Below are 17590 nucleotides of genomic sequence, written 5' to 3' on the forward strand. Positions count from 1 at the left end.
AAGCGGCCGTGAAACTCACCGATAACGAAAAGCGTGACATCATCAAACTGCTGGAAGCGGACAAGCCGCTGCCGGACAAGTACCGCTTTTTGCTGTTCGACGATAAACGCGAGGTCGAGCTGGTGTGGAACGGCAAGAGCAACGAAGTGTGCAATATCGTGCTGCCGTTTCAGACCATTGAGCAGGTTGACGAGCCGCGCGCCGAGAAACTTGCCGATACTGCGATTCAACCAGGCCTGTTCGATCTCGACCCGCGCGGGCGGCAGCTCAAGGGCTGGACCAACAAACTGATCTGGGGCGACAACAAGCTGATTCTGTCCAGCCTGAAAAACGGCCCGCTGCGCGAAACCATCGAGCAGCAAGGCGGCCTGAAGCTGATCTACATCGACCCGCCGTTCGACGTCGGCGCGGATTTCTCGATGGACATCGAAATCGGCGGCGACACTTTTACCAAGAAACCCAACATCCTCGAAGAAATCGCCTACCGCGACACCTGGGGCAAAGGCGCGGATTCGTTCATCAGCATGATTTACGAGCGGCTGGTGCTGATGCGCGATTTGCTGGCGGAGGATGGGAGTATTTATGTGCATTGCGATTGGCGGGTAAATAGTTATATTCGTTTAGTCCTAGATGAGGTTTTTGGTCAGAATAATGCGATCAATGAAATAACTTGGCGACGCTCTGATGCTCATAGCGATATTGGTCAAGGAGCAAAACATTTTGGCAAGGTTTGCGACACAATTTTCTATTACGCGCGAACTCCTGAACAGCATTTACTAAATATGCAATTTACACCGCTTCCAGAAAGTACTATTTCAAAGTGGTATAGACATGTAGAAGAAGGTACTGGCAGGCGCTATAACAAAGCAGATATTACTGGCCCTGGTGGTGCAAAGAAAGGTAACCCAGTCTACGAATGGAAAGGGATTACACGTGCATGGCGTTACAGTCGAGAACGAATGGAACAACTTGAACAAGAAGGACGCATTGTTTATTCAAACTCGGGAATGGCCTATCAGAAACGCTACCTTGATGAAAGTAAGGGCGTGCCAATTCAGGATTTGTGGGATGACATTCAAATGATTCGTGGCATTCATTTGCACTCAGAGGGATTGGCTTATCCCACCCAAAAACCCGAAGCCCTGCTCGAACGCATCATTAAAGCATCCAGCAACGAAGGCGACCTGATCGCCGATTTCTTCTGCGGTTCCGGCACCACGGCGGCGGTGGCCGAGAAACTGGGACGCAAATGGATCGCCACCGATTTGGGTAAGTTCGCCGTTCACACCACGCGCAAACGCATGATCGGCGTGCAGCGGCAGTTGAAGGCGGAAGGCAGGGATTACCGCGCATTCGAGATCCTCAATCTGGGTAAGTACGAGCGCCAGCATTATCTGGGAGTCAATGCGGACTTGCGCGACGCGGAAAAGCAGCAACAACTGGAAGCCAAGGAAGCCGCGTTTCTCGATTTGATCCTGCGCGCGTATCAAGCGGAAAAAATCACCGGCTTCAGCAGTTTTCACGGCAAAAAAGCCGCGCGGCTGGTCGCGGTCGGGCCGGTCAATCTGCCGGTGACGCGGCTTTTTGTCGAGGAAATCATCCTGGAATGCCGCAAGAAACACATCACCAAGGTCGACATCCTTGGCTTCGAGTTTGAAATGGGCTTGTTCCCGAACGTGCTCGACGACGCGCGCGCCAAGGGCATCGACATCGCACCGAAATACATCCCCGCCGACGTGTTCGACAAACGCGCGGTGGAAAAAAACCAGGTGGTGTTCCACGATGTCGCGTTCATCGAAGTCAAACCGCATGTCAAAGGCAACACGGTCGCGGTCGAGTTGACCGATTTCTCGGTATTCTATTCGCAGGATTCCATCGCCAACGCCGAAACCACGCTGAAAAATAAGGGCAGCAAAATCGTCGTGGAGAAAGGCCAGATCGTCAAAGTCAGCAAGGACAAGGACGGCATCGTCACGCGCGAGCCGCTGACGCGCCACTGGACCGACTGGATCGATTATTGGTCGGTGGACTTCGATTTCGAAAGCAAGCGCGAAATCATCCGCGTGCAGAAAGCTTTGTCCGGTCAAGGCGAATTGTCGGGACTGGAAGCGCCGCAAATGAATCTGCCCGAGTACGAGGAAGTTTGGACCGGCGATTACGTGTTCGAAAACGAATGGCAAAGCTTCCGCACCAAAAAAGACCGCACGCTGGAATTAACCAGCGTGTTTCAGGAAGTCATGCCCGGACGGCGCAAAATCGCCGTGAAAGTGGTGGATATTTTCGGCAACGACACCATGACGATTGTCGAGGTGACGGTGTGAGCACCCTCGAGCTGCTGCCATTTCCGCAAGAAATAGAAACCACGGCGGTACTGAAGAAACTTGCCAGGGCACATCAGGCTTTGGCAGAGCTGAAAGGCGTTGCAGCGAGCATTCCGAACGAGGGCATTCTCATCAGCACGCTCTCGTTGCAAGAAGCCAAAGACAGCTCCGCGATCGAGAACATCATCACCACGCATGACGATTTGTACCGCAGCGATAGCGTTGCCAGACTGTTTGCCAGCGTGGCGGCCAAGGAAGTGCATAATTACGCCAGCGCTTTGCATCATGGCTTTCAACAGGTTAAAGCGAACGGCTTATTGACTAACAACGATGTGCTGCAAATTCAGGCAACCATCGAAGAAAACAATGCGGGGTTTCGCAAATTATCCGGCACCGCGCTAAAAAACGATCTCACCGGCGAAACCGTTTATACGCCGCCGCAACACGCAGATGAAATCACCGCATTGATGACTAATTTGGAGCGCTTCATCAACGACGATGACTTGTGCGGTTGGGATCCGTTAACCAAAATGGCGGTGATTCATCATCAATTTGAAAGCATTCACCCTTTTTATGATGGCAACGGGAGAACTGGCCGTATTATCAATATCCTGTATTTAGTCAAACAAGGACTACTCAAAATCCCGGTGTTGTATCTGAGCCGGTATATCAATCAGAACAAAAGCGATTATTACCGCTTGCTGCAAGCCACGCGTGATACCGGTCATTGGGAGCCTTGGCTGATGTTCATGCTGGAAGGCGTTGAACAAACTGCTAAGCAAACTGTGGCACTGATCGAAGGCATTAAGACAGTCATGCAAACCTTCAAACAAAAAATGCGCAGCGAATTGCCCAAGATTTACAGTCAGGATTTGCTCAATAACATTTTCCGCCACCCATACACTAAAATCGATTTTGTCATGACTGAATTAAATGTTAGCCGTATTACGGCGATTCGTTATTTGGATCAGTTGATCGGTATCGGGTTACTGGAAAAGCACAAAATAGGCCGCGACAATTATTACATCAATACGGCGCTCTATAACCTGCTAAGCAACGTGCATCAAAAATGACAGAATCTATACATATCCCCAATAATATGTATAGAAAACCGCCAATTTCTATACATATCTCCAATAATATGTATAGAAAACCGTCAATTTCTATATATATCCCAAGCAACAGGTACCGAGATTTGATAGCGGAGAATCCGTAATGGCACTTCACCCTGATTTTCCAAGTTCTCCTTATGCTATTTTAAATCCCGATATCCGCTGGTTCCCCGCTGACGAAGCGCTACGCGAAAGCAGCATGGATAAGCTGATGCCGCCGCTGGTGGCGATGTTGCGCAAGAAAGTGAAGGAGTTCCGCGATAGCGGCTATGCAGGCGTCAGCGCGACCAGCAAAAGTTTGCTGAACTGGTGGTTCAAAGGGCCGCACTTACTGCCCCGGTTTGACGGCGCGACGGAAGAGTTCCGTTATTTCTTCGCACAGCGGGAAGCGCTGGAAACCATCGTTTATCTTTACGATGTCGTCCATGCAAAAGACAAATTCGATTTGATGCGCTTTGACAGCAGCGGCAGGGTGTCGGCGCAGCTGTTCGACGAAACCTGGCGGCGCTATGTGATCAAAATGGCAACTGGCAGCGGCAAGACCAAGGTGATGAGCCTGGCGCTGGCATGGAGTTTTTTTCACAAAACATACGAACCGGATTCCACTTTGGCGCGCAATTTTCTGGTGATTGCGCCGAACATCATCGTGCTCGACCGCATTTACAAGGATTTCCAGGGTTTGCGCATTTTCTTCCAGGATCCGGCGATTCCCGATAACGGTTTCGACGGCCGCAACTGGCGCGACGATTTTCAACTGACGCTGCATGTGCAGGATCAGGTGCGCGTTACGCACTCCACCGGCAATATTTTTCTGACCAATATTCACCGCGTATACGCCGGGGAGGATATTCCGCCGTCGCCGGACGACGACAACACGATGGATTATTTTTTGGGAAAACGGCCCAGCGGCGCGACGACCGATTCCAAGGTCGATTTGGGCATGATCGTGCGCGACATCGATGAATTGATGGTTCTGAACGACGAAGCGCACCATATTCACGACGCCGGATTGGCGTGGTTCCAATCGATTCAGGATATTCACAACCGCTTGCTGCAAAAAGGCGGCGCGCTGAGTTTGCAACTGGATGTGACGGCGACGCCGAAGCACAACAACGGTGCGATTTTCGTGCAAACGGTGGCGGATTATCCATTGGTGGAAGCGATCTGGCAGAACGTGGTCAAACATCCGGTGCTGCCCGACGCCGCCAGCCGCGCCAAGCTGGCGGAGCGGCAAAGCGCCAAATATACCGAGAAGTACGCGGATTATATCGACTTGGGTGTGATCGAATGGCGCAAGGCGTATGCCGAACACCAGAAATTGAACAAGAAAGCGATTTTGTTCGTGATGACCGACGACACTCGGAATTGCGACGATGTGGCGGAGTACCTGGAAGGCCATTATCCGGAATTGAAAGGCGCGGTATTGGTGATTCACACCAAGAACAACGGCGAGATTTCCGAAGCCGCCAGCGGCAAAGCCAAGGAAGAACTGGAAGCGCTGCGCAAGCAATCGAATCAAATCGACGATGCCGCCAGCCCGTACAAGGCAATCGTATCCGTGCTGATGCTGAAGGAAGGCTGGGATGTGCGCAACGTCACGACCATCGTCGGATTGCGTGCGTATTCGGCGAAAAGCAACATTCTGCCGGAGCAGACATTGGGGCGCGGTTTGCGCAAGATGTACCCGGGTGATGTGGAAGAATATGTCAGTGTCATCGGCACCGATGCGTTCATGGATTTCGTCGAGTCGATCCAGGCCGAGGGCGTCGAACTGGAACGCAAAGCGATGGGGGATGGCACAAAACCCAAAACGCCGCTGGTGATCGAAGTGGATCACGGCAATGAACAAAAAGACATTGCCGCGCTGGATATCGAAATCCCGGTGCTGACGCCGCGCGTTTACCGGGAATACAAGAATTTGGCCGATCTGAATGCCGCGTCGATGCCATTCCAGAAAGTGACGTATCACCAATTCAGCGAGGCGGAACAGCGTGAAATTGTGTTCAAGGACATCACGACCGGTGAAATCACGCATACCACGATGCTGGATTCCGCCGGTATCGCGGACTACCGCAGCGTAATCGGTTACTTTGCGCAAACCGTGATGAAGGAGTTACGGTTGATCAGCGGCTACGATGTGCTGTACGGAAAAATCAAGCGCTTTGTCCGGGATAGCTTGTTCGATCAACCGGCCGATCTGGAATCGCCGAACACTTTGCGCAATTTATCGGAACTGGCCGCCACCAAGACCGTGATCGAAACATTCAAAAAAGCGGTTAACGATTTGACGGTTCGCGACAAAGGCAACGCGGAAATCCGCGACACCATCAAACTGCGGCAAACGCGTCCATTCATCGTTAAAGATCAGGGTTATCTGATGGCGAAAAAGAGCGTGTTCAATCGTATTGTTGGCGATAGTCACTTTGAGTTGCAGTTTGCCAGCTTTCTTGAGAATTGCAGCGATGTCGAGTCGTATGCCAAAAATTATCTGGCGGTGCATTTCAAGCTCGATTACGTCAATGCGAACGGTGATATAGCCAATTATTACCCGGACTTTATCGTAAAAAAGAACGGCCATGAAATCGTGATCGTTGAAACCAAAGGTCAGGCCGATTTGGACGTGCCTTTAAAAACGCAGCGATTGAAGCAGTGGTGCGATGACATGAATCACTTACAATCTGCTGTTAAATATGATTTTGTCTATGTAGATGAAGAAAACTTCAAAAAATATCAACCCAAGTCTTTTGCTGAACTTGTAAAGAGCTTTGTTACATACAAAGAAAGCTCGGAATAAAAAATTGCAATTCAACCGGACAGCTTTCCATTCAGCAACTCCAGCACGCCGCCTTCCGCGGTTTCGCGGATGCGCGTGATGCCGCCGTTGCTGATTTTGATGCGATACAGACCGGACGGAGAGGCATGCACGGTTCTGGCGATAATCGCGCGCAGCACGCCGGCGTGTGCGACGATCAGGACATGGCTGCCGCGATGTCGTTCGATGACTTCTTCATAGGCGCAACCAACGCGCTGCATAAAATCCTCGAGCGGTTCCGCGCCGTCTGGGCGGCGGTTGACCGGATCGCGCAGAAAAGCCTGATATTCCGCCACGCGGCCGATCTTGATTTCATCGTGACTCAATCCTTCCCACGCGCCGAATCCGACTTCCTTGAAGCGCGATTCAATCGCAACATCGATCCCGTGGCGTTCACCGAGTGCAAACGCAAACGCCTGGCAGCGCTGCAACGGGGATGTGATGATACGGTTCCAGTCATTGTAGCTGCCGACGGCATGCCACATTTGCGACCAGCCTTTCTCGCTCAGCGGATCGTCCACGCCGTGGCCGCGATAGCGGCGTCCACCGGCGGGTTGGCCGTGGCGGATCAAATCAATCACTGTTTCTGTCATAAAAGTTCGGCGGAATATTGGATAGATGCGGTAGTTTAGCCGATTTGACCGGCGTGGAAGCGAGTCGAAGCAAAAAAGTAAACCGCCCGCGGCACTTGCGCTGCAAGTTTGGTAGCAGCAAGTCTGCTTTTTGGGGGGAGTCAGGGAAACGCTGATTAATTCGGCGAACGAGATGAAGCGATAGACGCACGGGACGCAGTGACCGAGACATATCAACAAGATAGGCGAGGGAGTGAGTACCGTGCAACGAATCGATTCGCTCGTGCAGTCAATTAATCAGCGTTTCCTTGGGGAAGCTTGAGAGATCAGTATGCAGCGGGTTAAGCAAGGAGAAAAGGTGCAGGCGGCAAAAAGAAATTTTTGCGGTTTGCCTATTTATTACCCACTTTAAATTCCGAGCCGCCGGTTTTGTTGATCACAGCCAGCGCAATATCGACGTATTCGGCAAATTCCAAGGCATCTTCGTCGGCGATCGGGGTCGCCAGCACGAAATCGGCATGCTTGCGCGCCTCATCTTTTCTGCCTTCGTCGTACAGCAGTTCGGCGTAAAAAGCGCGCGTAATGACATCGCGCGGGAACAGTTCATGCGCCCGCTTCAAGTGCATCAGCGCTTTCTGGTTGCTGCCGAAGCTGACCGGAAATCCGGGCAATTTGTGATAGATGCGGCCCAGCGCGCGATGCGCTCCGGCGTTTTCGTATTGCTCGTCCAGCATGACCACTTTCAGCAATAAATTTTCCATCGGGCGGAGCATGCGCAGTGCATTCACCATGCCGCTGTCTTCCGCCATTTTGCCCATCGCCGCGGCTTTCCAGAAAAGTCCGCGCACATCGTTCTTATTCAGCGCAAGCGCGCGGTCGGCGACGACAACACAATTCTTAAACAATTGAACACGGCGATTCTTGTTGCGCTCAAGCTGCGCCTCCATAAACTGCAGGCGGGAAAGCTCGGCAAACGCAGCAGATTCCCGGGAATCTTGTGTCAATTCGCGGAGCCAGTCGATTGTTTTCAGCAGCAGCGGCGTATCAACGGCATACTTCCACACGGCCAGTTCGATTTTTTGCTGATTTTCTTCGGTCAATAGCATGGCGGATGTATTTTGCGCAAAAACTGGAGAAGTCAGGCAAGCAAACGCAACGATTCTGCAAGTAAGCAGAATCATTTTTTGCCCCATCCATCCTAGGCTCAGTTTTATAAAAGCGCTCATTTTTTCTCTGTCTGACCGGTTATTCCCGGTTAACCCTTTTTACCAATCCAGCAAATATCGATTACGCATAATAAGCATAACGTTGTTGCCAATAAATTAAAACTGTAAAAAAACCGTGAAACCCGGCACTAATCCCCGGGCCGCTGCGTTCATCGCCCTTTGCACGCGATAAGACAGTTTGGAACTGGCATATAATAGGCAAATTTTGACTGAGAAGCAGTGTTGCCGGCTATGATTTTTAGCACAACCAGGCAACTGATACTAAAAATGCAACAGAAACTCACTTTACCCGCGCCCGGCGCGATCGCGCGCCATGCCGACTTTGCCGGCTCCGGCGACGCTTTGTTCCTGGCGCAGCTCGCGCAACAAGCAAAACCCGTGACGATCATCACCGCCAATGCGCTCGATGCGCAGCGGCTGCTGGAAGAAATTCCCTACTTCGCGCCCGGCCTGAGAACGCACTTGCTGCCGGACTGGGAAACGCTGCCGTACGACACCTTTTCGCCGCATCACGATCTGGTCTCCGAGCGGCTGGCGACGCTCTATCAAGTGATGACTGGCGCGTGCGATGTATTGATCGCACCGCTGACCACCGCGTTGTACCGCATGCTGCCACGCGAATATCTGGCCGCACATACGTTTTTCCTCAAGCAAGGCGAAACCCTGGACGTCGCCGCGCTGCGCAGCCAATTAACGTTGGCGGGTTACTCGCATGTCACGCAGGTTTTCTCGCCGGGTGAATACAGTGTGCGCGGCGGCTTGATCGATCTGTTTCCGATGGGCAGCCCGCTGCCGTACCGCATCGACCTGATGGACAACGACATCGACACCATCCGCACCTTCGATGTCGATACCCAGCGCAGCATCTATCCGGTCAACGAAATCCGGTTGCTGCCAGCGCGCGAATTCCCGCTCGACGAAGCCGGACGCACGTTTTTCCGCGGCAAGTTCCGCGAGCAATTTGAAGGCGATCCGTCGAAAAAGCAGATCTACAAAGACATCAGCAAAGGCGGCACGCCTGCCGGGATCGAATACTATTTGCCGCTGTTTTTCGAACAAACCGCGACGCTGTTCGATTATCTGCCGGACGATACATTGCTTTGTTTACACCACGATGTCCGTCCGGTGATCGACGAATTCTGGCGCGACACCCAATCGCGCTACCAACTGATGCGCGGCGACAGCGACCGGCCGCTACTGCCGCCCACCGAACTGTTCTTGAGCGGCGACAGCTTTTTCGCTCAGATCAAACCGTACGCGCGTATCGAACTGCTGGTCAAACCGCAAGATGTCAAAATCACCGGCGAAAACACCAACGCGCCACTGCCGCCAGTGCAAGTCAACCGGCACGCGGAAAACCCGCTGGAAAAACTGGCGGTGTTCACCGCACAATTCAAAATGAACGACGGGCGCGTGCTGCTGCTGGCAGAAAGCATCGGGCGGCGCGAATTGGTCGCCGAATACTTGCAGCAATACGATCTGCACCCGGTAGTTTGCCAAGACTTCGCCGCGTTTCTGGACAGCAAAGAGCCGTTCATGCTCGGTGTCGCACCGCTGCATACCGGTTTTATCGACCAAGCCGCGAAAATCGCCTTCATCACCGAAAGCGAACTGTACGCCACGCACCTGCATGGCCGCCGCGAACGCGAATCGCGCAAATCATCGACGTCAACCGACAACATCCTGCGCGACTTGTCCGAAATCAAACCGGGCGACCCGGTGGTACACGAACAGCACGGCATCGGCCGCTACCTCGGCTTGGTCAGCATGGATGTCGGCGAAGGCGAACCGGGCGAGCTGAGTGAATTTCTGGCGCTGGAATACGACGGTGGTGACAAACTGTACGTGCCGGTGTCGCAATTGTATTTGATCGGCCGTTACAGCGGCGGCGCGCCGGAATCCGCGCCGTTGCATAAGCTCGGCAGCAGCCAATGGGACAAAGCCAAGCGCAAAGCGATGCAGCAAGTGCGCGACACTGCGGCGGAATTATTGAATCTGTACGCGCAGCGCGCGGCGCGTCAAGGCCACCAGTTCACATTGCAGCAACACGATTACGAAGCGTTCGCTGAAGGCTTCGGCTTCGAGGAAACGCCGGATCAGGCTGCGGCGATCAAGGCCGTGATCGCGGATTTAACCTCCGGCAAACCGATGGATCGATTGATTTGCGGCGATGTCGGTTTCGGCAAAACCGAAGTGGCGTTGCGCGCGGCATTCATCGCCGTCGCCGATGGCAAGCAAGTCGCGGTGCTGGTGCCGACCACACTGCTCGCCGAGCAGCACTTCCAGAATTTCTCCGACCGCTTCGGTCTGATCGCCGATCAATGGCCGGTGCGGATCGCGGAATTGTCGCGCTTCCGCTCCGCCAAGGAGCAAACGCAAGCAATTGCCGGTCTGGCCAAAGGCGAGATCGACATCATCATCGGCACGCACAAACTGATCCAAAAAGACGTGCATTTCAAGAATCTCGGGTTGGTCATTATCGACGAGGAACATCGCTTCGGCGTGCGGCAAAAGGAACAACTGAAAAAACTGCGCGCCGAAGTCGACGTGCTGACACTGACCGCGACACCGATTCCGCGCACCTTGGCGATGTCACTGGAAGGCTTGCGCGATTTCTCCATCATCGCCACCGCGCCGCAACGCCGCTTGGCAATCCGCACGTTCGTCACCAGCTTTTCTATGGGCATCGTGCGCGAAGCGTGCTTGCGCGAACTGAAACGCGGCGGGCAGATTTATTTCCTGCACAACGAGGTCAGCAGCATTCAATTGATGTACGAGAAACTCAGCGGCCTGCTGCCGGAAGCGCGCATCAACATTGCGCACGGGCAAATGCCGGAACGCGAACTGGAACACGTGATGCGCGATTTTTACCAGCAGCGCTTCAACATTCTGCTGTGCACCACCATCATCGAAACCGGTATCGACATCCCGAGCGCCAACACCATCATCATCAACGAAGCGCACAAATTCGGCCTGGCGCAATTGCACCAGTTGCGCGGTCGGGTTGGGCGCTCGCATCACCAGGCTTACGCGTATTTGCTGACGCCGCCGGAAGAAGCGCTCGGCGCGCAAGCGAAAAAACGCCTGGAAGCAATTCAAGCGATGGAAGAACTCGGCTCCGGGTTTTATCTGGCCATGCACGACCTGGAAATCCGCGGCGCCGGTGCAGTGCTCTCCGAATCGCAAAGCGGTGAAATGCAGGAAATCGGTTTCAGCCTCTACAGCACCATGCTCGACACCGCGATCCAATCGCTCAAGCAAGGCAAGGAGCCCGACATGCAGCATCCGCTCGGCGTCGCCACCGAAATCAACCTACACGTGCCCGCGCTGCTGCCGGAGGATTACTGCCATGACATTCACGAACGCCTGGTACTGTACAAGCGCATGGCCAACTGCGCCGACAACGATCAGCTCGACGACATGCAACGCGAACTGATCGACCGCTTCGGCCTGTTGCCCAACCCCGCCCGCGCCCTGCTCGACTGCCACCGCCTGCGCATCATCGCCAAACCGCTCGGCATCACCCGCATCGACGCCAGCGCCGACAGCATCCAAGTGCAATTCATCCCCAACCCGCCAATTGATCCGCTAAAAATCATCCAACTGATCCAAAGCAGTCGCGAATACTCGCTTTCCGGCCAGGATCGGCTAAAAGTTCTGGTGCAGATCGAGGATGTGAATAAGCGGGTGATGCGGATTAAGGAATTGATGCAGAAGTTGGGGTGAATGAAGACAATCATTCCATCGACTTATTATTTCAGAAGTGATGCATTTTCATGAACATAAAGTAGGCAGCATGCTGATTCTTGGAATAAATTTTGCACTTGATGCATTCTCTTTCGTCATTTCGGATGTTTAATTCTAGTAATTATGCCTCCTAAATCGATCGCACCACCGCTGCCTGATTTTGAAGATGAAGCGACCCTTTACTCGCTCTCATCTGAGTTTTTTGAGGCCGCCATTGTTTTGTTCAATACCTCTCCTACTCGGATGGGCTGCTCGTTAGTTACATACTACCTAGCCGGCCACGCCGCTGAGCTAATGCTCAAGAGCCTGCTGTTCAAGCATGGTGACAGTATTGAGATTCTTGCAAAGCGTTACGGTCACGATCTAAAATTGCTCGTCAGACGCGCCCGGCTAAAGGGATTGCCCATCACCGTATCTACAAAATACATACAAATTCTTGCCGGTGCATACACGCGAAAGCGTACTGAGTACCGACGAAAACATCCGCTTAGACTTCCACCGCTTGACCTACTCCTGGAAGAGATCAAGCTACTTCAGTCACATGTATTTGACAATGTTGCCGAACTCTGACTTGCTTACAGAATCATTGAACACAAATATGCTAACGAGGAGCAATCATGAGAGAGCTTGAAAAAGCAAAAGAATTAATTAACAAGAACCGCTTACTTGTAGCTACAAGTGTTGCTTGGGTCATTATTTCCAATCTTTTATATTTTTCTCAGGTAGACAAATCTTCGTGTTTGGACATTAGAACATTTGAAGGATCATCCACGCCTGACTGGATGATTCTCTGGTACAAATTGACACTGGGCTATGTTTCGCTTTACGAAACTATTCATGAGCCTTACCAGTCCAGCCGGTTCATTTGCTCTCAGACCGGATTTAGTGATGTCGGGTATTTTTCCTTCGTATCATTACCAATATTGACAATTACCTTGTTCGTAATAACTGTTAAATGGGTAAGGCGGGCATAACCAGGCAGCCCAACCCGGTAGGATGTGCCGACTACAAGGAGGCGCATCAATCAGTCCGATAGATACTCTCTCCAACTAGGACGGCTGAAAATCCAAGCGCAGATCGAGACTGTGAATAAGCAGGTGATGCGGATTACAGAGTTGATGTAGGAGTTGGACGTTAGCGATTAAATTGCAAAATAGAAATGCTTGCGTTATCGTGACACTCAGTGAGTTCCATTGACATTGCAAAATTGAAACAAGGAATTTGAAATGAGTCAAATATCTGCAAGATTACCGGATGAGTTAATCGCCGCGCTGGATGAAGCTGCCGCAAAATTACATCGAACGCGCGCCGATGTGATCAGACAAGCTGTCGAATATTACCTCGACGACTTTGAAGACATTTCTCGCGCCGTTGAAGTGCTGCGCGACCCCGCCGACCCCGTGTTGGACTGGGAAATTGTAAAGAATGATCTACTCCGTCAGCATTAAGCAAAGCGCGCTTAAATCACTCAAGAACATAGCGCACGAAGATCGGCTCCGCATCATCGAAGCGATTGATCAACTCAAAACAAACCCAGCGGCTGGCGGCGTGCTCAAAGGTGAATACTCCGGGCTTCGCCGCATCCGCATCGGTTCTTATCGGGTTGTTTATGAAGCGCACGATGAGCAATTAACGGTATTGGTTATTCGCATCGGCCATCGCCGTGAAGTGTACCGGTGAGTTTAATGAAATCTTTTTTCAAGCCCGGTAGGATGCGCTGACTGCGAGGAGACGCGTCAATCAGCTGATGCTTCTCACTTTTCACAGACAGTCAAATCAAATAATCAGTCTTGATCCGATATGCATAATTCCCTACACTCTTATGCATTGCAGGAGGAAACATCATGAGAACTACATTAGATTTACCTGAGCAGTTGTTGAGCGAAGCAATGCGCGTCACTCAAGCTGAAACCAAAACAGCGGTGATTGTGCTGGCCTTGGAGGAATTGGTGCGGAAAGCAAAAATTGCCGAGCTGAAGCAATTCAAAGGGAAGATCGAGCTGGATATCGATCTTGATAGCATTCGAGCACGCCGGTAATGTTGGTGCTGGTCGATACCTCGGTTTGGATCGACTATTTTCGATCCGGTCATCAATCAGCCGAATTGGATGTTCTGATCGACCTAGACATTATCGTGACCAATGATTTGATTCTGGCCGAATTGATTCCTTTTTTGAAACTGAAGCACCACATAAAAGTAATCCAACTATTGAGCGAAATTAAACGAATCCCGTTGAAAATTGATTGGGGCGATATTATCGAATCGCAATGGTTGCGCTTAAAATCAGGATCAAACGGCATCGGTATTCCCGATCTCATCATTGCACAAAATGCAGCAGAAAATTCCTGCGAAGTATTTTCACTCGACAAGCACTTCCTGATGCTGAGCCAAGTCCTCTCTATCAAACGCAAAATCTATCGCCATAGCTCTTTTTAGCCCGGTAGGATGTTGCTGACTGCGAGGAGGCGCATCGATCAATCGGAAAAAAGTGCAGATCCTTGCGAGTATTGCACCCATCGGGTGTTCAAAGCATCGATTATTCCAATCGTCAGGCTTTGCCACGCATTCTCGATAGCGCGATATCGTAAATTTCGTTACGGTCGCGCCTGCCAATAGCGATGATTACAACGGTAATCATTTGATCTTCAACCGAATAAACATGCCGGTAACCCAGTTGACGCAATTTGATCTTGTAGATATTTTGCGCGTCGGACAATGCGGCAGATGGAACGTGAGGATTTTCGAGTCGTTGCTTGAGTTTCTTTTTAAATTGCACTTGAGTGGTGTGATCCAATTTTTGCCATTCTTTGAGCGCGGATTGTTTGAATTTCAGGTTATAAGTCATCGAGCAAAACACTGACAGCAGGTTCGTCCATGCGCTCTTTGACAATTTTCAGCAGTTCCGCGTCATCCAGTAACTCCATCATGGCTTCGTAGGCTGCGGCCGGTACGCAATAAAAGGCGGGTTCATTGCGATTCAACACCGCGATCGGCATACCGTTACCGCTGGCCACAACTTTCATGGGATTCGTTTTCAATTCGGAAATGCTGGCGGATACCTCGGCAAGTATTCGATGCGTCATCATTAATCTGTAAGAATTTCTAGGGAATTGTATGCCGATATCTTCCCCGATAAAACTCAATACAGCGCCGCTTGCTTTCTCATCGCTACTGTTGCCCAATGTCCTTACCAGATCGACTATGCTTATTCTGACAACGGCAAAGAATTTAAAGGAACTGACGGCCATGCTTTTGTCAAAGCTTGCAGGCAACACGGTATCGTGTCAGAAGTTTACTCGTGTCAATCATCCTCAAACCAACGGGAAAGCTGAGCGGGTCATCCGTACCCTGATGGACATGTGGCACAGTAAGATTCACTTTAAAGACAGCGCCGATCGACGCATTCAGCTTCTCCGTTTCATTAACTTCTACAATACCGTTAAGCCTCATAAGAGTTTGAATAATGCTACCCCTTATGAAATACTCAACGCTTATTTCAATCAACCTCTCTGTAAACAACCCTGAGATTTCTTACAGGCCAATATTGAAGCTTCTGTTGGTAGCGTCGGGGATTCTTATGACAATGCGCTGGCTGAAACAGTTAACGGACTATACAAGACCGAGGTTATCCGACATCGCGACCCTTGGCGCAATATCGACGATGTGGAGTTTGCGACCTTGGAATGGGTCGATTGGTTTAACAATCGCCGGTTACTGGAGTCGATCGGAAATATTCCGCCGGCAGAATTTGAAATGGCATATTTATCGCCAACTAAGGGAGCCAACCAATACGGTTTGACTCAAGACAAATAGTCTCCGGAAATCCCGGGGCGATTCAGAAACAGGGGGAATCTGACGGCAAAACGCTGCTAAAAAATGAATTACCGGGAATTCGTGTTCAAAAACTGGCAGTAATACCGAAAAATCTGAAAGCCGCTAATTGTTCAGCGCTTCCCTAAATATCATCTGGTTTGCGTATAATGAGTAAAGGATGCTTGTTTCTTCTATCCGATTAAACATCAAGGAGAATAGATTAAATCATGATTACAATAATACGGAACATGGTAAAAAAGATCATATTGGCTATATTGCCGGATTCCGAGCGACTTAGGTCACTGGCTTACAGACCAAAGCTTGAGACATGGCGTAAACAACATGCCGGGAGTTACCCGATATTCAACTCAAGGTATGCAATTTATGATTATATAAATAATGAGATCTTCTGTGGTAGGCCAATACAGTATTTAGAATTCGGTGTTTACAAAGGCGACACCATAAAGTATTTCTCAAACCTTAATTCTAATCCCGACTCACGATTCGTTGGATTTGATACCTTCACTGGATTACCGGAGGACTGGATAGAATTGACCAGAACGGTTAAAAGGTCAACATTTGATACGAATGGAGAGCCACCACAGTTGCACGATGTGCGCATATCTTTTGTTAAAGGGCTGTTTCAAGATACGCTCCCAGGATTCCTCGAAGCATATAGCTCTAAAGAACAGTTAGTCATTCATAACGATTCCGACTTGTATTCCTCAACTTTATATATGTTAACTCGTGCAAACAACATTATAAAACCCGGCACTATTATCATATTCGATGAGTTTTACAGCGTAATGCATGAGTTTAGAGCATTGGAAGATTACTGCGCCGCCTATATGCGTAATTATTCTGTTATTGCTGCAACACGGAATCACTTAGAGATTGCTATTAGGATGCAGTGAGTATCGCGGATGAATTGCACCGGCTCGAGCTGTCCCAAAGTTAAATTATCTTCGACAAGGCCGGAGGCTTATCGCTAGAGCCCCTTTAAAGGGGGGTGTAAATAATTGTAAATGGTTATATGGCAGGAAACTGCTAATATAAAAATGATGTAAGAAATCTCAGGGTTGTTTACAGAGAGGTTGATTGAAATAAGCGAAGAGTATTTCATAAGGGGTAGCATTATTCAAACTCTTATGAGGCTTAACGGTATTGTAGAAGTTAATGAAACGGAGAAGCTGAATGCGTCGATCGGCGCTGTCTTTAAAGTGAATCTTACTGTGCCACATGTCCATCAGGGTACGGATGACCCGCTCAGCTTTGCCGTTGGTTTGAGGACGATTGACACGAGTAAACTTCTGACCGATACCGTGTTGCCTGCAAGCTTTGACAAAAGCATGATCGTCAGTTCCTTTAAATTCCGTGCCGTTATCGGAATAAGTGCAATCGATTTGATAAGGACATTGGGCAACAGTAGCGATGAGAAAGCAAGCGGCGCTGTATTGAGTATTATCGGGGAAGATATCGGCATACAATTCCCTGGAGAAATCATCGATGGCCACAAACAGGTACTCGCGAGGTTTATTGGCAGACTGTCCTTTCAATAATGGAAGCCGCTTGGTATCGAGGTGAACGAGCTCGCCCGGATAAGATTTGTTATAGCGCTTCGCTTCACGCTTGAGACGTTCCTGGATGGTTTGCTCTACTTTAGCCAAACGTTTGAGGCCATACTGCAGTGTCTTGAAGCGCTGATTGGTACTGCTACGCGGAGTAAATTCCTGGAGTCTGGCTCGTTTCAGTACGTCATAAATCGTTGGCCGGCTGACGTGAAAGTATTCTGCCAGCTGAACTACCTTCCACAGCCGGGTTTGATACAGCCGCCAGATTTCCTGACGATCCAATAATGTTAAGCGAGTGCGTTTGTGTATGTTCATCTACAGTATTCTCCTGAATACTGTAAACAACGCTAGAAATTCTTACAATTAATCCTTTAAAAGTTTTCTAAGAGACCTGATTATAGGTTTTTTAATCGGT

At 50.4% G+C, this 17590-nt stretch carries 16 protein-coding genes and 2 pseudogenes; 13 read left to right on the top strand and 5 right to left on the bottom strand.

The window, feature by feature from the left end; translation table 11 throughout:
• Positions 1–8: 8 nt before the first annotated feature.
• From HRU77_07625 to HRU77_07635, 3 genes are all read left to right on the top strand, one after another.
• Positions 9–2321 carry a site-specific DNA-methyltransferase gene (locus HRU77_07625; GenBank protein ID QOJ20574.1) on the top strand — a complete coding sequence of 771 codons (2313 nt, stop codon included), beginning with the start codon at positions 9–11 and terminating at the stop codon, positions 2319–2321.
• Positions 2318–3394, top strand: a complete 1077-nt coding sequence (locus HRU77_07630; protein QOJ20575.1) for a Fic family protein — start codon at positions 2318–2320, stop codon at positions 3392–3394. The genes HRU77_07625 and HRU77_07630 overlap by 4 nt, the downstream gene beginning before the upstream one ends.
• Positions 3395–3536: 142 nt before the next feature.
• The gene (locus tag HRU77_07635) at positions 3537–6227 is read left to right on the top strand and encodes a DEAD/DEAH box helicase family protein (protein QOJ20576.1); all 2691 of its coding nucleotides are present in this window, start codon (positions 3537–3539) and stop codon (positions 6225–6227) included.
• 11 nt (positions 6228–6238) lie between these two features.
• On the opposite strand, the gene HRU77_07640 is transcribed toward HRU77_07635, so the two are convergent.
• Both HRU77_07640 and HRU77_07645 read right to left on the bottom strand, forming a co-directional pair.
• Positions 6239–6838, bottom strand: a complete 600-nt coding sequence (locus HRU77_07640; protein ID QOJ20577.1) for a histidine phosphatase family protein — start codon at positions 6836–6838, stop codon at positions 6239–6241.
• Positions 6839–7209: 371 nt separating this feature from the next.
• The gene (locus tag HRU77_07645; protein QOJ20578.1) at positions 7210–8043 is read right to left on the bottom strand and encodes a hypothetical protein; all 834 of its coding nucleotides are present in this window, start codon (positions 8041–8043) and stop codon (positions 7210–7212) included.
• 267 nt (positions 8044–8310) lie between these two features.
• Here HRU77_07645 and mfd point away from each other — a divergent pair, with 267 nt between their 5' ends.
• From mfd to HRU77_07680, 7 genes are all read left to right on the top strand, one after another.
• Entirely contained in the window at positions 8311–11769 is a 3459-nt protein-coding gene (gene mfd / locus HRU77_07650; protein ID QOJ20579.1) for a transcription-repair coupling factor, read from the top strand.
• A 144-nt stretch (positions 11770–11913) separates the two neighbouring features.
• Positions 11914–12360, top strand: coding sequence for a hypothetical protein (locus HRU77_07655; protein ID QOJ20580.1), 447 nt, complete (start codon positions 11914–11916; stop codon positions 12358–12360).
• 47 nt (positions 12361–12407) lie between these two features.
• Positions 12408–12764 carry a hypothetical protein gene (locus HRU77_07660; GenBank protein QOJ20581.1) on the top strand — a complete coding sequence of 119 codons (357 nt, stop codon included), beginning with the start codon at positions 12408–12410 and terminating at the stop codon, positions 12762–12764.
• 252 nt (positions 12765–13016) lie between these two features.
• Positions 13017–13238 carry a ribbon-helix-helix protein, CopG family gene (locus tag HRU77_07665; protein QOJ20582.1) on the top strand — a complete coding sequence of 74 codons (222 nt, stop codon included), beginning with the start codon at positions 13017–13019 and terminating at the stop codon, positions 13236–13238.
• The gene (locus HRU77_07670) at positions 13216–13470 is read left to right on the top strand and encodes a type II toxin-antitoxin system RelE/ParE family toxin (GenBank protein ID QOJ20583.1); all 255 of its coding nucleotides are present in this window, start codon (positions 13216–13218) and stop codon (positions 13468–13470) included. Before HRU77_07665 ends, HRU77_07670 begins: the two co-directional genes overlap by 23 nt.
• Positions 13471–13634: 164 nt before the next feature.
• Complete coding sequence (locus HRU77_07675) at positions 13635–13829, top strand: type II toxin-antitoxin system VapB family antitoxin (GenBank protein QOJ20584.1); 195 nt, start codon at positions 13635–13637, stop codon at positions 13827–13829.
• Positions 13829–14227: a PIN domain-containing protein gene (locus tag HRU77_07680; protein ID QOJ20585.1), complete on the top strand. Its 399-nt coding sequence runs from the start codon at positions 13829–13831 to the stop codon at positions 14225–14227. Before HRU77_07675 ends, HRU77_07680 begins: the two co-directional genes overlap by 1 nt.
• A gap of 112 nt (positions 14228–14339) precedes the next feature.
• Here the strand turns inward: HRU77_07680 and HRU77_07685 are convergent, their stop codons facing one another.
• Positions 14340–14636, bottom strand: coding sequence for a type II toxin-antitoxin system RelE/ParE family toxin (locus HRU77_07685; GenBank protein ID QOJ20586.1), 297 nt, complete (start codon positions 14634–14636; stop codon positions 14340–14342).
• Positions 14626–14874 carry a type II toxin-antitoxin system Phd/YefM family antitoxin gene (locus HRU77_07690; GenBank protein QOJ22101.1) on the bottom strand — a complete coding sequence of 83 codons (249 nt, stop codon included), beginning with the start codon at positions 14872–14874 and terminating at the stop codon, positions 14626–14628. The genes HRU77_07685 and HRU77_07690 overlap by 11 nt, the downstream gene beginning before the upstream one ends.
• An 18-nt stretch (positions 14875–14892) precedes the next feature.
• Between HRU77_07690 and HRU77_07695 the strand changes: the two are divergent.
• From HRU77_07695 to HRU77_07705, 3 genes and pseudogenes are all read left to right on the top strand, one after another.
• Positions 14893–15316 (top strand): annotated as a pseudogene (locus HRU77_07695) (transposase family protein).
• Positions 15317–15325: 9 nt separating this feature from the next.
• Positions 15326–15604, top strand: a pseudogene (locus HRU77_07700) (transposase).
• A 227-nt stretch (positions 15605–15831) separates the two neighbouring features.
• Positions 15832–16518: a macrocin O-methyltransferase gene (locus tag HRU77_07705; protein ID QOJ20587.1), complete on the top strand. Its 687-nt coding sequence runs from the start codon at positions 15832–15834 to the stop codon at positions 16516–16518.
• A gap of 159 nt (positions 16519–16677) precedes the next feature.
• On the opposite strand, the gene HRU77_07710 is transcribed toward HRU77_07705, so the two are convergent.
• Positions 16678–17490, bottom strand: coding sequence for a transposase family protein (locus tag HRU77_07710; GenBank protein QOJ20588.1), 813 nt, complete (start codon positions 17488–17490; stop codon positions 16678–16680).
• Positions 17491–17590 lie beyond the last annotated feature (100 nt).

The sequence above is a fragment of the Gammaproteobacteria bacterium genome (assembly GCA_015709615.1).
In the GTDB taxonomy this organism is placed as follows: Bacteria; Pseudomonadota; Gammaproteobacteria; order Burkholderiales; family Nitrosomonadaceae; genus Nitrosomonas.